This is a genomic window from Enterococcus sp. DIV0421 (genome assembly GCF_051713745.1).
In the GTDB taxonomy this organism is placed as follows: domain Bacteria; phylum Bacillota; class Bacilli; order Lactobacillales; family Enterococcaceae; genus Enterococcus_D; species Enterococcus_D casseliflavus.
Map to the genome: position 1 here is coordinate 343,692 of NZ_JBIOQM010000002.1, position 14,921 is coordinate 358,612.

The following is a 14,921-nucleotide window of genomic DNA, read 5'->3' on the forward strand; positions in this document are numbered from 1 at the left end:
AAAAGAGGTACCACATTGTTAACGAAGGAATACTGGGCACAGCTTGCCCAAACCCAAAGCGAATTAGCAGAAAAAATCAGTGCTGATGCGTGGCGCTTGAACTACCATTTGATGCCAGAAACAGGATGGATGAACGACCCGAATGGTCTTTGCCAATTCAAAGGCGTGGTTCATTTTTACCATCAATATGTACCGCAAACGCCCCATGGCGGGGAACCACCTCACTGGGGACACAAAACGTCGACGGATTATGTCACGTTTCAAGAAGAAGCGCTGTTTCTTTCTCCCGAACACGACTATGACAAAGACGGGGTCTACTCGGGCTCTGCCTTTATCGAGAATGACGCGATCCATTTCTTCTATACTGGGAATGTCAAACATCCTGGTGATCATGACTATACCTTTAGTGGACGAGAACAAAACACGGTCCATGTAATCAGCAAAGACGGCTATACCGTCGAAAAGCAAGAAGTCGTGATTCCTCATGAGGACTACCCTGAAGGATTTACCGATCATATTCGTGACCCAAAGGTTTTTGCCCACGAAGACACCTACTATATGCTGCTAGGCGCGCGTACGTTGGAAAACGAAGGCAAAATTTTGATTTATGAATCGACGGATTTAAATGAATGGACCTATCGAGGAATCTTTTTCGGTGAGGACTATGCTCTAGGCTACATGTGGGAATGTCCAGACTACTTCCATTTAGATGGCAAAGATGTGTTGGTCTTCTCACCGCAAGGCTTGGCAGCCAAAGAACATGCCTACCAAAATATTCATCAATCAGGGTATCTGATTGGTGAGGTGGATTGGGAAAACCTGACGTTTAAAGAAACTTCTGCGTTTCGTGAACTTGATTATGGGTTTGACTTCTATGCCCCGCAAACCTTTGAAGATGAGCAGAAACGTCGGATCTTGTGGGGCTGGATGGGGCTAGGGGATACCAGTCCTGAATACAGCAATCCTACGATCCCTCGTGGCTGGCAGCATGCCGCAACGCTGCCAAGACAGCTTTCGGTCAAAAATGACCAGTTGTATCAAGAACCTTTGCCAGAATTCCAAAAATTGCGAGACAAGCAAGTCAGCCAAAAAATTGTGCTATCAGAGAAACCGCAGCACTTGTCTTTCGGTGAATTGGCATATGAGTTGCAAGTTACGGCGGAAGCCCCATTGCAGCAGTTCCAGCTTGGACTTTTGCAAGATACGACTTTGGCTTATGAAGCTGGTGTCTTCACGATCCATCATGGCGTTTCTGGCTACGGTCGTAAACAGCGCAGTGTCAAGGTCGATGAACTGACGCAGCTGCAGATTTTTGTCGATACGTCTTCGATTGAGATCTTCCTAAATGGCGGGCAATATTGTTTGACCTCTCGCGTGTATCCCAAACGGACCGAGGCGATCGCTCTCAGCGGAACCGGCACGGTTTGTGTCAATGCTTGGGCATTGGCGAAAAAATAAAGCAACGATCCGAAAACGACAGCAAACAGTTGGTTTTTCTTGTTGCACCCCCAAGAGTCAGTTTTTTCTCTGGCTTTTAGGGGGGCATCATACCAACTATTTTGCTGTCGTTATTTGCTTGTTACTGCTTTTGTTGGTTTTGGATAAAGGTCTGCAGCGCAGGCGCATCGATCCGATAGCCGTCTGCAGTTTTTGTGACTAGTTTTTGCATTTTGAAATCTTTTAAGGTATACGTCAAATGGCGATAGCTCACGCCTAAGTATTCTGCGGTCTCCGTCAATTTTTCTTGAAAAAGATCATCGATCGAAGCTTCCAACAGTAGATGAGCAAGACGCCAAGCTAAGGGATAGGTTTGATTGACGGAAAAATGATCCATACGCAGCAGCAATTTTTCACCGATAGTTTTGCCTAGTGTTTGTACGAAAGCCAGGTCTTGCATGAGCCCGTGGGCTGCTGCTTGCATCGGAATGCCCAGACATGTTGTTTCACCGATCGCAACCACGGTTTTCGGTACTGTTTCGGCGCCAATCAACGTGAGATCGCCAATGCAATCACCAGGATGGAGAAACTGCAGCAAGGCACGTTTGCCGTTTTCTTGCGTTTGAATGATCTTGGCTTTGCCAGTCAATAGGACGAAAAAGACCGACATCGGCACCGTTTCTTTTTGGATCGCTTCTCGATGATCAAAGGTCCAGAGGGCACTTTGTTGTAAAATCTCCTCAGGAATCGGCAAGGGGCAGCTTTCTTTGATTGGTACCTGCTTTATTGCCAAGGCATAAGCGGTTTTTTTCACTTTTTTCCTCCGAACTAGGAGAAATCTCCTATTTGTTTTTAGTCAGTATAGCACATACTTAGAAAAGCAAAAAAGAAAGTGTGGGAGAAAAAATGAATAAAAAGCAATGGATAGGATCAGGGATTTTTTATGGGTTGAGTGCATTCGGGATCAGCTTGACCATTAAGGCAAGCGTTGGGGTCAGTAGTTTTAATGCCTTGAATGTTACGCTGGCAACGATGTCAGGAATCAAAGTCGGCACCATCACAACAGCCATCAACTTGGGCTTTTTAGCTGCCTGTTGGCTATTGGATCGGCGGCAGACATCCCTCAAACAAAAAGGCAGTGAGTACTTGATTATGTTTTTCGCTTTGCTGGCATTCGGCTATTTGATCAATGGCTTTGTTTACTACTTCTTGGCATCACTGCACTTGACGAATTATTGGAGCCAACTAGCTGCTTTGATCGGTGGGATCTTGATTTCTGGAACGGCGACGGGACAAGTCCTACGGTTGCAGGTCTTGAAATTTCCAATCGAGCACTGGTGTCATTTGCTGGCGCAACGCAGTCTTTGGACATTTAAGCAGTACCGTTATGGCGTTGATGCAGTCTGTATTTCGGGGGCACTCTTGCTAGCGATCAGTTTGGGCTTACCGCTAGCGGTGAGGGAAGGGACGGTCATTAGTTTCTTTTTGCTGTCAGGTGCCATTGCTTGGTCGAAGGAACGTGATTTGACTTTGGGAATACCGACTCGGCAAAAGCGTCAAGGGTAAATCCTTCAACGCCTTTTGATCTTACGCATCAAATTGCACAGTGATCCCAGATTTCGTCAATTGTTCCCATTCACGGATCGTTGGCAAGCGACCTTGGCAAAATAGCTGATCGTCGACATACACGAGTGGCAGACAGCTGCGGCCATAGCTTGCTAATTGCTGCCTGACGGCTTGATTCGTATGAAAAGGGGCAGCATCTTCTGTAAAGAAGTATTCGTCGATCGTTAAAGGTTCGTTATGGAATGTTTGATGAGCCTGGGTCCTTTCTTCATTTATTTTTAACTGGTGAGTCAAGTGTGCTTCCCAAGTATCTTCTTTCTGGTCGGCATAAACAGCGATCGTTGGCATTGCATCAAATCCTTTCATGGCAGCTGATTTGTCAAAAGTATACCTGAATTTCTTGCTACGAGCAAAAAAGAGTATCAAAAAGAAGTGAAACAACAAAAAAAGACGCAAATGCGTCTTTTTTGTTGTTTCTTATTCGTCAGCGGGTAAAAAATCGAAATTGGTCAACTCGTTGTAAGAATACGCTTGGTCGATTTGACCCTTATCTTTCGTCCAATCAATGATTGCGTCGAATTGCTCTTGCGGCACTGCCTGGGCATACGGATAGTCTTCCTGGCTGTCTAAGTAGGTACTCATAGCATCGGGAAATTGATAGTCTGCCAAGATGTCGGCATAGTCTTTTGCTGAATGAGCATTCATGTAATCGATGGCTTCGTTGTAAGCAGTGTAGAATGCTTTTAGGTCTTGCGGGCGATTTTGGATAACTTCGTCCATAAATTGCAGTGTGCCGCCTTTGATGCCAGCATCTTTAGAGCTGCCTAAAACAATCGCCCCTTGGGCAGCCAACATGCTGGCTTGCGGTTCCGTATAAACAGCGCCATCGACTTGGTCATTGAGCAATGCTTCGGAACGGGCAGAAAAAGAAGCGATATCCACGATGTCATAGGTAAAATCATTTTCCTGTGCAAATTGGTCCATGATGTATTCTAAAATGAAATTCGGTACAAGGGTGATTTTTTTATCCGCTAACCCTTTCATCTCAGTGATCCCTGAATTCGGTGAAGCGAGAATCTTGAAGTTTTCCAAAATATCAGAAGTGATCGTCATATCAATGCCGTTTTGCTTAAAGGTCGCTTCTGTCATGACATCGCTGATCGTACCATCCAGCTCGCCTGCCTGCACCGCCACATTGCGGTCATTCGGGGAAGTGAAGGATTTGAGTTCCACAGTCAATCCTTGCTTTTCGAAAAAGCCTTCTTCTTTTGCTAGAATGATCGGAATCGCTGATTCTGCTGGTAACACCCCGATCGTCAATGTTTGATCTGTGACCGCAGCTTCTGTACTGCTAGTGCTGGAATTGCTGGTACTTGCTGTTTCGCCAGTGTTACCGCATGCGGCAGCGCCAACAGCGAATAGTGCTAGGATACTTGCTAAAATCGTTTTTTTCATTGGTTCATTTCCTCGTTTCTAAATCGTTGTTCAAAAGCAGCCATTGGTAGTGAGAACGGGATGACTGCCCGATGGAGTTCCATTGGCTTGGTTTGTGCCGTGTTGATACCTGGTTTGGTGGTAAATGCTAGAACGAAGCCTTCCTTTTCCAAGGTAGCGATCGTCTGCGGATCATAAAAGCCAAAGGGATAGGCAAAAACATCCTTGATGGCCACGTGCTGATTGCAGCTTCGTAAGTCTTGCGCAAAGGCTGCTGGTGTTTCCCACATCGAACGCCCTTGCTGGTCCTTGCGTTCGTGAAAATGATCGGTATGGTTGGCATATTCGAAGACATCGCTCATTTCGGCTAATTCGCCGCTGCTCAATGTCCGCGAAACTTCTGACTCGTAAGGCTGAGGGGCATCAAAAAGCCAGCCAGTCACGACAAAGGCTGTTGCCTTGAAATCAGCTTCTTTCAACAGTGGGTAGGCATATTCTTTCATCGATTGATAGCAGTCGTCAAAGGTCAACAACACGGATTTTTCTGGTAGCGGCTGCTGCCGAAAATAAAAATCTTTGACTTCTGCAAGAGTCAACGTATGGTAATTTTCTGCTTTCAAAAAGTCGATTTGTTGTTTAAAATGAGAAGTGCTATTGAATAAGGGCAGAGGCAAGGCATCTTGGTAACCGTCTGCGACTTTGATCGGGCGAACCTGATCATAAAGTTCTGCTTCGGGACGTATTTCATGAAATACGAGGGTCTGAAACATCATAAACCATCCTTTCTTGTCAATCACGCAAAAAATAGTATAGCACAAAATGTGAAAACCAACACAAATAATTTGAAGAAAGAAGTTTATTCTCTGATGAGTATTCTATTCGATTCCGTTTCCTTTACCTATGGAGATACCGCCATTTTTAAAAACCTTTCGTTTTGTTTTGAGCAAGGCGCGACTTATGTGCTGCTGGGAGAATCGGGGATTGGCAAAAGCACGCTTTTATCCTTGATCAAAGGGTTGCAGCGACCGCAATCGGGCACGATCACTTACCAAGGCTGTTCCCCTGACAACATCGAGGTCGTTTTCCAAGAACTGCATTTGTTTCCTTGGCAAACAGTCTACCAAGCACTGGAAATGCCGCTGATTATCAATCAAACGCCCAGTGAGCGCCGTAAAAAACGGGTCGCCAGCTGTTTGGCTGAGTTGGGATTGACGCAGGTGCAGGACCGCTATCCGCATCAGCTTAGCGGCGGTCAAAAACAGCGGGCTGCCATGGGGCGGGGACTTATCACACAGCCCGATGTTTTATTATTGGATGAGCCGACTGCTTCGCTGGACCAAGAAACCAAAGCAAATGCACAAGCCATGATCGCTGCTCAACAGCAGCGCAGACAAAACAGCTTGATCGTGGTGACCCACGATCCAGAAGAGGCAGTGTTTTTGGGGCAGACGATTTTGCTGCTAAAAGATCAGAGCGTTACGCCGATCAGTAATCCTTTTTACGGCAGCCAGCAGGAACGAGACTCATTGGCTTTTTATGAAGTCGTCTTGCAGTTGAAAGAACAAATGAGGGAGGCAAGGCAATGAAAACCATCAAATCTTTTGCTTGGGGCTTCTGTTCGTTTGTCGTGGTTTGGTGGGGTGTAAGCTGGGTGACCAACAATCGCTCACTGCCTAATCCTTTAGAAACAGCTGAACGTTTTTGGGCACTGCGAGAAGTCTTGCTGATCCACGCAGGTGCCAGTTTGCTGCGGGTATTTGCGGCGTTGAGTGGGGCGTTGCTAGTCGGGGTGCCGTTAGGAATCTTGATTGGGCGATCCCAAAGAGTGGATCGGCTGCTTGGTCCACTGCTTTACTTTTTATATCCGATTCCTAAAGTTGCGTTTTTACCCGTCTTTATGATTTTCTTTGGCTTAGGCAATCTCTCAAAAGTTCTCTTGATTTTTGCGGTGATCGTCATTCAAGTGATCGTCTCGATTCGTGATGCAGTCACAAAGATCCCACCAGCGTATTTTCAGGTCATGAAAAATTATACCAATCAATGGCGCCATGTCTTGCGCTTCGTTATTTTGCCCGCGCTTATGCCAGCACTTTTTGCCAGTGTGCGGGTCAGTATCGGGATCGCGTTGGCTTCCCTCTTTTTTGCCGAAAACTATAACACGACGTATGGTGTCGGCTATCTGATCTTAAGTGCGTGGTCAAAAATGGACTACCCACAAATGCTTTCGGGTATCCTCCTGATTGCTTTGATGGGCTATCTGCTTTTTGCCAGTATCGATTGGTTGGAAAAAGTGGTGTGCCGTTACCGACAATCTTAGAAAAAAATGATCGATTGATAAATGTTTGCGGCAGTTCGTGTATTTTTGAACAAAATGATTTATACTAAGGATATCTTATTGAGAATCATTCTCACTGAAAGGAAGACCTTACTATGAAAGAAATCGATCTGTCAAAAACGCTCTATGAACTTGTGGCACAATATCCTGAAATACAAGAAATCATGAGTCAACTAGGGTTTACGGCGATCAATCAACCAGGGATGCTGCAAACTGCTGGACGTTATATGACGATACCCAAGGGTGCTCAGATGAAGAAAATCCCCTTGGAAATGGTTTGTCTCGCTTTCGAAAAACAAGGGTTTCTTGTGAAAGGAGCGACGAAATGAAAACCAACAGTCAAAGACAAGAACGGATCGTCGAAATACTGAGTTTGCTTCACCAAGGCGGTTCCTTTGAAGAAGCTAAACGCTTGTTTAACGAAGAATTTGATGGTGTGGATGTGACGGAGATCACTGCTGCTGAAAAAGCTTTGATCCAAACGGGGTTGGACCCTTCTGAGATTCAGCGTTTGTGCAATATTCATGCTGCTGTTTTTAAAGGATCGATCAATGAGATCCATCACTCCAATGAAGAATATGGGCAACCAGGCCATCCTGTGCATACCCTGAGATTGGAGAACCAAGTCCTGCAATCCCTGTTGACCGATGAGATCGACAGCCTCTTAGCCAAAATCAAAACCGGTGATTGGACGCCTAAAAAGCGTCTACAAGCTGCCTGCAATGATTTAATGCAGATCGACAAACACTATGCGCGAAAAGAAACGTTGATTTTTTCTTACATGGAGAAGTACGGCATCACTGCGCCGCCAAAAGTGATGTGGGGTGTTGATGATGATATTCGGGTTATGATCAAAGCGCTCAATGAGCTTTTGGCATCCGAAAAAGCTGCCTATAATCCAATCGCTGTCCAATGGGAAGCAGTCAAAAACGAGATCGAAGAGATGATTTTCAAAGAAGAAGAAATCATGGTGCCCATGACGCTGGATGTCTTCAGTCTTAAAGATTGGGAACAAATTGCGGCTGACAGTTTTGACATCGGCTTTGCCTTTATCCCAGAACCGCTTCCTTGGAAACCGAGCCAAGAAGCCCTTGAAAAGGAACAGGCGGCAGAACCCGCACGGCAAGCGGCGATCAAACAAGCCCAAGAAACAACCGCTGGCATCGCAGTCGGTTTAGGATTCGATGAATTTCAAGTCACAGAAACGGAAGATTCGCCGCAAATTGCTGAACAGCCGACCGTTTCATTGCCTACTGGTAATCTGCAATTTGAGCAATTGGGTGCAATTTTTCAAACGTTGCCAGTGGACTTGACCTTTGTAGATAGTGAAGAGCGGGTGCGCTTTTATTCAGAAGGCAAGAGTCGCGTCTTTCCACGAACGAATTCGGTTTTAGGTCGTGAAGTCGTCAACTGCCATCCACCGAAAAGCATGCATCTCGTGCAACAGATTTTGGATGATTTTCGAGCGGGTACAAGGGAGACTGCTGAATTTTGGATCGATATGCGGGGCCGTAAAATCTATATTCGCTACTTTGCATTAAAAAATGAAGCAGGCATCTATTTAGGTTGTCTAGAAGTCACGCAAGACATTACGGAGATCCAAACAATCGAAGGGCAAAGCCGATTGTTGGATCAGTGAGCAGTTTGGAGAAAGGCTGATCCGTGTCTATTTGAAACGAAGCAAAAAAAGAAAAATCAATAAAACGCTTGCAACGTTTCTAGAAAAATAGTATAGTAAAGGCAATCAAATGGGTAGTTACTGATAATGCAGGCTATACCTTTTTACGTGTGTATGGATCCTACACATGTATTAAGGTATCGCCTTTTTTCATTTTAAGGAGGTGAGAAGCGTCTTGAAGATCAAAAAAATCTTAAACAACAATGCAGTTTTGGTCGGACAAGATGGCAAAGATTTTATCTGGATCGGTACCGGCCTTGGCTTCAAAATGAAACCAGGACAAACCGCCGATGAATCAAAAATTGAAAAAGTGTTTGTGCTTCATAAGAACAAAGTTTCCGAGCGGTTTTTAAGTTTATTGTCATCCATACCGACAAACTATGTGTCTTTAGCGGATGATATTATCTCACTTGCAAAAGCGGAAATAAAACAGGAGTTAAGCGAGACGCTATATGTATCACTTACCGATCATCTGTATAACCTGTTCAAACTACATGAACAAGGAATCACAGTTACGAACCGATTATCATGGGAAATAAAAAAGTTTTATCCGCAAGAATTTGAAGTTGGTAAAAAAGCATTGGAAATGATCGGACAAGAAACAGGGGTCGTCTTTGAGGAAGAAGAAGCAGGAAATATAGCAATGCATTTGATCAATGCACAAGTAACAGATGAGGTTGATCAGCCAAAAGATGTCCAATCGATTGCAAAAAAGATTCGCGATATTATTTCACTTATACGATTTTCAAACAAGATACAAATTGATGAAAATTCTTTGGCATTCGATCGATTTATCACCCATTTGCGCTTTTTTTTCCAACGATTGAAGGCTCGACCAGATGTGGTAAAAGCAAATCCACTATTGGGACACGTGAGTGGACAGTATGCAGACGCTTATAAGACGATGCTTTTGATTGAAAAGTATTTAGATGTTCCCTTGAACGATGATGAAAAGCTGTACTTAACATTACACATTCAAAAGTTAATAGAGAACGAATAAAGGTTGTTACTGATAATGCAGGCAAGACTGATAATTATTCCATCAAGGAATAGTTATTTGTCTTGCTTTTTATTTTTACATTGAAAGGATGAGAACGATGGCATATCAAGAATTGGTCGATGAAATTTTAAAAGGAGTCGGCGGAAAAGAAAATATCAATGGGGTGACCCACTGCATCACAAGACTGCGTTTTGATTTAAAACATGAGGAGCAAGCAGACACCGAAACACTGAAAAAGACGAAAGGGATCGTGACAGTCGTTCAAAGCGGCGGTCAATACCAAGTCGTGATCGGCAATCATGTGCCAGAGGTGTACCAAGAATTTGTTCAACATGCAGGATTGGCAGGAAATGATGCGGCACCTTCGGGAGAAAAGAAAGGACCGCTGGATGCTTTTATCGATGTGATCTCCAGTATCTTTACACCTGTATTGGGTCTTCTAGCTGCCACAGGAATGATCAAAGGATTAAATGCGCTATTTGTTTCTTTGGGATGGATTGAGAATACGTCAGGAACCTATGCGATTTTGCAAGCAGCAGGTGATTGTTTCTTCTACTTCTTTCCAATCTTTTTAGGATATACCGCAGCGAAAAAATTTGGTTTAAAGCAATTTGTCGGTATGGCGATCGGTGCTGCCCTTGTTTATCCAGCCTTGTCTGGCTTGACGGCAAATGCCGAACCGTTGTATTCCTTGTTTGCAGGAACCGTTTTTGAATCGCCTGTTTATGTCACTTTTTTAGGAATACCAGTCATTTTAATGAGTTATAGTTCCAGCGTTATTCCAATCGTCATTGCTACCTATTTTGGTGCCAAATTAGAAAAAGGCATTACAAAAATCATTCCTAGTATTGTACGGAGTTTCTTAGTTCCTTTTCTAACCGTCTTGATCATGGTTCCGCTGACTTTCATTGTCATTGGTCCGATCGCGACGTGGATCGGCAATTTGTTGGGTGCGGCTGTGTTGGCGATCTATAACTTCAGCCCAATTATTGCAGGGATTGCAGTTGGTGCTGTTTGGCAAGTGTTGGTCATGTTTGGTCTTCACTGGGGAATCATTCCGATCGCAATCAACAATATTGGTGTTCTTGGTTACGACCCAGTGATGGTCTTAGGACAAGCGACTCCTTTTGCGACCGCAGGAGCTGTGCTGGCAGTTATTATTAAGTCTAGAAATAATTCTATTCGGGCAATCGGGATTCCCGCATTTATTTCCAGTCTGTTTGGGGTATCAGAGCCATCCTTGTACGGTATCACTTTGCCTAGAAAAAAACCATTTATTGCGACCTTGATTTCAGCCTCGATCGGCGGATTGATCATGGGTGCAATGGGAACAAAATCCTTTATTATAGGTGGGATGGGTATCTTCAGTTTACCCAACTACATTGATCCGACAGAAGGCATCGGAAGCGGCTTTTATGGGTATGTATTAGCAATCACTGTAGCATTCGTCTTATCATTTATTTTAACGATTACTTTCCTGTATGATCCGCAAGAGGATCGGCAAGAAGCGATAACTAGTGATAATGAAGCCTCACCTTTGATCCCATCAGAAAGAGAAGCGAAAGAAATCACTTTTTCGTTACCATTAACAGGCATCGTTTTGCCTTTGTCGGCAGTAGAAGATCAAGCATTTGCAAATGGACTATTAGGAAAAGGCTTAGCAGTTTCACCAGATGAAGGACTGGTTCGAGCTCCTTTTGACGGAGTAGTTGAAACACTGTTTCCAACGAAGCATGCGATTGGCTTGAAGTCGGACGATGGCGTGGAAGTGTTGATTCACATCGGCATGGATACAGTGAACTTAGATGGTCGTTTTTTCGAAACAAAAGTCAAGCAAGGGGATCAGGTCAAGCAAGGAGAGGTATTGCTTACATTTGATAAAGAAGAAATTGAAGAGGCAGGATACTCGTTAGTGACGCCGATCGTCGTTACGAATACTTCCGCATACTTAGATGTGATCGCTGATGATAATCGAGGGGCGATAACGATCGTCAAGTAGTCGCAATGACCAAGAAAAGGAAAGAAAAGAAAGAAGGAAAGAATGCTATGCGAGCAATTATGCTGATGTTTGATACTCTGGCTAGAGATTTTTTATCAAACTACGGAAACGATTGGATCAACACACCAAACTTTGAACGGCTAAGAGAAAAAACGGTTACGTTTGACAACTTTTATGGTGGCAGCATGCCTTGTATGCCAGCGAGAAGAGAACTTCATACAGGTCGTTACAATTTTATGCATCGTTCGTGGGGTCAATTAGAACCGTTTGATTCGTCAATTTTTGATACGCTGCAGCAAAATGGTGTCTATTGTCATTTGGTAACCGACCATTCCCATTACTTTGAAGATGGCGGTGCCACTTATCATAACCGTTATTCCACATGGGAAGGATTTAGAGGACAAGAAGGTGACCGATGGGTTCCAAGAAAACAGGCAGAGAATCATCCACCGCTGAATCCGTTAAATAAGAGTGGTATTTCTGTGGAACAGCATTTTGCGAATCGAACACGGCAAGCAGTAGAAGAAGACCTGTCCACGGTTCAAACGATCCAAGCCGGCTTGGATTTTTTGGAACAGTACAAAAATGAAGATCAATGGTTTTTGCAAGTCGAATGTTTTGATCCCCATGAACCATTTTATGTGCCAGAAACCTATCGCAAATTGTACCAGGAGACACCAAATGAATCACCTTACTTTTGGCCAAAATATGGTCGTGTAATAGAAGACGTTGGCGAGCAGGATTTGATTGAGCTGCAAAAAGAATACGCAGCGTTGATCAGTATGTGTGACCATCACTTAGGACGAGTGTTGGACTTTATAGAAAAAAATAATATGTGGGAGGATACCTTGATCATTGTGAATACCGACCATGGCTTTTTGTTAGGGGAACATGACTGGTTAGGAAAAAACGTCGCACCGATGTATGAAGAAATCATCCATCTGCCCTTTTTCATCAGTTACCCACAGGCTGAATCGGGAACCCATACCCAAGTATTGAGTCAAACTATCGACATTCCAGCAACTTTATTGGATTATTTTGAAATTGAGAACACCTTAGATATGGATGGCAAATCTTTGCTGCCTGTGTTGAAAAAACAGCATTCCCAACCGCTTCATAAAGAAATTGTTTTTGGTACAAACGGCGGTCATGTCAATATCTACGATGGTCGTTATGTGTATATGCGTGCATCGGTTCACCCTTCGAATGGACCAATCACCATGCAGACGCTTAGTTATGCTTCATTGCGTGGTTTTTTGAATAAAGAGGTCTTAGACAGCATGGTCTTGAAAGAGGGCAATCGATTTACAAATCATTTTCCTTACACAGAAGTCGAAGTTTCCACCTATATCGATTCTTATTCAGTAGGCCACTTGCTCTTTGATTTAAAGAATGATCCAAAGCAGTTAACACCGCTTCATGACCCACTGATTGAACAAGAAATGATTCAGAAATTGATTAAAGTAATGGATCAGATTGAAGCCCCTGAAAGCGAGTATCAGCGCTTAGGTTTAAGCAATAGTCAGAGGCAGACAATTGCACAAAAGAAATAAAAAAGCGAGGAACAACAAATGAAACACATCTCCGTATTGATCAAGCCAGCATCCTCTCTTTGCAATCTGCGCTGCACCTATTGCTTTTATGCTAACGTCAGTTCCTTGCGCGAAGTGCGTTCCTTTGGCAAAATGAAAGAGGATGTAATGGAAAAGATGATTGCAAACATTTATGCAGACTTAGAAGCTGGCGATCATTTGACGTTGGCATTTCAAGGCGGAGAGCCGACGATGGCGGGGCTGAGTTATTTTAGAAAACTAACGGCTTATGTTGCGGCGCAAAAAAAGCAAGTGACAGTACACTATGCGATCCAGACCAACGGCATGGTGATCAATGACAAGTGGTGTCGTTTTTTGAAAGAGCATCGCTTTTTAGTCGGGCTGTCGATCGATGGGCATCCGCTTGCGCACGATCGGCATCGATTAGACGCCAAAGGGCGGGGAACCTTTGCGCGGGTTTTACAGACCAAGCGGTTATTGGATGCCTATCAGATCGAGTACAATGTCTTGTGCGTGTTGACAAATCCGTTAGCAAAGGAAGCCCAGCGTGTGTTTGACTTTCTCAAGGAAGAGCAGATTGCATTTGTGCAATTCATTCCTTGCTTGGCTGATTTGGATGCCACATCAACCAACGACTATGCCTTGACACCAAGAAGCTTTGCTGGCTTTTATCAGCAGCTGTTAGCGTTTTGGCTGCAGGAATTGACGCAAGGGCGCTACCTAAGTATCAAGCTGTTCGATGACTTATTGAATCTATTGGTGCGGCAGCAAGTAACTGCCTGTGGGATTCTAGGCAATTGCCAAGTGCAGTATGTGATCGAAGCCGACGGCAGTGTCTATCCTTGTGACTTCTATGTATTAGATGAGTTTCGCATGGGCTATATCCAAGAGCAAACGTTACGGGAATTGTTTTCTCAAGACTGTTCGCAGCAGTTTTTGTGCCAGAAAAAAGACATGCCTTCGAAGTGTACGCAATGTCCTTTCCAAAAAATGTGCCGAGGAGGCTGTAAACGAATGAAAGATGCAATGTACGTGGATAGTGAGGGTTTTTGCGGTTATCAGGAGCTGTTAAAAGACTTCGCACCTAGAATCAATGAGATACTGGGGCTTTTGCAAGGGGTGAGACAATGATCGGACTGATTTATTTTCTCGTGATCGTCTTAGCAAATGCCGTAGGCGCAGTTTCCGGCATGGGGGGTGGCGTGCTGATCAAACCGATTTTCGATTTTATCGGCGCCCATTCTGTTGCTGCGATCTCTTTTTACTCGGCGACAGCGGTCTTCACGATGTCCATCGTTTCGACAGCTAGACAATTAGCCAGTGGACGGAAAATCAATTGGTCGATTGCCTTGTGGGTTTCTGGCGGCGCTGTGTTAGGCGGTGTTTTAGGCAATGTTGCCTTTGAACAGCTATTGCTTGTCTTTCGAGACGACAAGCTGGTTCAGCTGATCCAAATCCTTGTGACCGTGCTGACACTATTGTTTGCTTTTTTGTATACAAAATATAACTGGCGTGGGTTTGCGCTGGAAAAAGTCGGCTGGTATGCAGCTTGCGGCTTGATTCTCGGCTTTCTAGCCAGTTTGCTGGGGATCGGCGGCGGACCCATCAATGTTTCTTTATTGATGCTGCTGTTTGCCATGCCGATCAAAGAGGCGACGATCTATTCAATTTGTACGATTTTTTTCTCGCAGCTGGCAAAAATTTTGACGATCGCTTTTTCGACAGGTTTTGGTGCGTATGATCTGCAAATTTTGTGGTTTGTTATTCCAGCCGCGATCGTGGGAGGACTGTTAGGCGCCAAGGCCAGCAACGTCCTGTCACCGCAGCGAGTGACACTGGTATTTCAAACTGTGATCGTGCTGGTGTTACTGATTAATCTGTACAATGGCTATCAGTTATTGTAAAAAGGAGGCAAGCAG

The 14,921-nt window shown here is 44.3% G+C and carries 15 protein-coding genes; 11 read left to right on the forward strand and 4 right to left on the reverse strand.

Annotation, left to right across the window (positions count from 1 at the left end; all coding sequences use genetic code 11):
• Positions 1-15: 15 nt before the first annotated feature.
• Entirely contained in the window at positions 16-1,458 is a 1,443-nt protein-coding gene (locus IGI96_RS12705; RefSeq protein ID WP_270287947.1) for a glycoside hydrolase family 32 protein, read from the forward strand.
• Between the two features lie 121 nt (positions 1,459-1,579).
• On the opposite strand, the gene IGI96_RS12710 is transcribed toward IGI96_RS12705, so the two are convergent.
• Positions 1,580-2,251, reverse strand: a complete 672-nt coding sequence (locus tag IGI96_RS12710) for a cyclic nucleotide-binding domain-containing protein (RefSeq protein WP_086338508.1) — start codon at positions 2,249-2,251, stop codon at positions 1,580-1,582.
• 92 nt (positions 2,252-2,343) lie between these two features.
• On the opposite strand from IGI96_RS12710, the gene IGI96_RS12715 reads away from it, so the two are divergent.
• A complete protein-coding gene (locus IGI96_RS12715; RefSeq protein ID WP_086338507.1) occupies positions 2,344-3,003 on the forward strand; it encodes a YczE/YyaS/YitT family protein in 660 nt (219 codons plus the stop codon).
• 21 nt (positions 3,004-3,024) lie between these two features.
• Here the strand turns inward: IGI96_RS12715 and IGI96_RS12720 are convergent, their stop codons facing one another.
• Genes IGI96_RS12720 through IGI96_RS12730 form a run of 3 tightly spaced genes read right to left on the reverse strand, consistent with a single transcriptional unit; the run spans position 3,025 to position 5,207 of the window.
• Positions 3,025-3,429 (reverse strand): arsenic metallochaperone ArsD family protein, encoded by a 405-nt coding sequence (locus tag IGI96_RS12720; RefSeq protein ID WP_086338727.1) that lies wholly within the window; start codon positions 3,427-3,429, stop codon positions 3,025-3,027.
• Positions 3,430-3,480: 51 nt separating this feature from the next.
• On the reverse strand, positions 3,481-4,458 hold the full coding sequence (locus IGI96_RS12725) for an ABC transporter substrate-binding protein (RefSeq protein ID WP_086338506.1): 978 nt from the start codon (positions 4,456-4,458) through the stop codon (positions 3,481-3,483).
• The gene (locus IGI96_RS12730; protein WP_176323971.1) at positions 4,455-5,207 is read right to left on the reverse strand and encodes a polysaccharide deacetylase family protein; all 753 of its coding nucleotides are present in this window, start codon (positions 5,205-5,207) and stop codon (positions 4,455-4,457) included. The genes IGI96_RS12725 and IGI96_RS12730 overlap by 4 nt, the downstream gene beginning before the upstream one ends.
• Before the next feature lie 96 nt (positions 5,208-5,303).
• Here IGI96_RS12730 and IGI96_RS12735 point away from each other — a divergent pair, with 96 nt between their 5' ends.
• The 9 genes from IGI96_RS12735 to IGI96_RS12775 all read left to right on the forward strand — a co-directional run bounded on the left by IGI96_RS12735 (position 5,304) and on the right by IGI96_RS12775 (position 14,906).
• Complete coding sequence (locus IGI96_RS12735; RefSeq protein WP_270287948.1) at positions 5,304-6,023, forward strand: ABC transporter ATP-binding protein; 720 nt, start codon at positions 5,304-5,306, stop codon at positions 6,021-6,023.
• On the forward strand, positions 6,020-6,754 hold the full coding sequence (locus IGI96_RS12740; RefSeq protein ID WP_270287949.1) for an ABC transporter permease: 735 nt from the start codon (positions 6,020-6,022) through the stop codon (positions 6,752-6,754). Before IGI96_RS12735 ends, IGI96_RS12740 begins: the two co-directional genes overlap by 4 nt.
• A 113-nt stretch (positions 6,755-6,867) precedes the next feature.
• A complete protein-coding gene (locus IGI96_RS12745) occupies positions 6,868-7,101 on the forward strand; it encodes a DUF1858 domain-containing protein (protein ID WP_010747746.1) in 234 nt (77 codons plus the stop codon).
• Positions 7,098-8,411 (forward strand): DUF438 domain-containing protein, encoded by a 1,314-nt coding sequence (locus tag IGI96_RS12750; protein WP_128488149.1) that lies wholly within the window; start codon positions 7,098-7,100, stop codon positions 8,409-8,411. The genes IGI96_RS12745 and IGI96_RS12750 overlap by 4 nt, the downstream gene beginning before the upstream one ends.
• A gap of 214 nt (positions 8,412-8,625) precedes the next feature.
• A complete protein-coding gene (locus tag IGI96_RS12755; RefSeq protein ID WP_205820711.1) occupies positions 8,626-9,450 on the forward strand; it encodes a PRD domain-containing protein in 825 nt (274 codons plus the stop codon).
• 97 nt (positions 9,451-9,547) lie between these two features.
• Entirely contained in the window at positions 9,548-11,449 is a 1,902-nt protein-coding gene (locus IGI96_RS12760) for a beta-glucoside-specific PTS transporter subunit IIABC (protein WP_164890364.1), read from the forward strand.
• Positions 11,450-11,496: 47 nt separating this feature from the next.
• Positions 11,497-13,002, forward strand: coding sequence for a sulfatase-like hydrolase/transferase (locus tag IGI96_RS12765; protein WP_086338500.1), 1,506 nt, complete (start codon positions 11,497-11,499; stop codon positions 13,000-13,002).
• Positions 13,003-13,020: 18 nt separating this feature from the next.
• The gene (locus IGI96_RS12770) at positions 13,021-14,133 is read left to right on the forward strand and encodes a radical SAM/SPASM domain-containing protein (protein ID WP_270287950.1); all 1,113 of its coding nucleotides are present in this window, start codon (positions 13,021-13,023) and stop codon (positions 14,131-14,133) included.
• Complete coding sequence (locus IGI96_RS12775; RefSeq protein ID WP_128488153.1) at positions 14,130-14,906, forward strand: sulfite exporter TauE/SafE family protein; 777 nt, start codon at positions 14,130-14,132, stop codon at positions 14,904-14,906. Before IGI96_RS12770 ends, IGI96_RS12775 begins: the two co-directional genes overlap by 4 nt.
• The last annotated feature ends 15 nt before the right edge of the window (positions 14,907-14,921 follow it).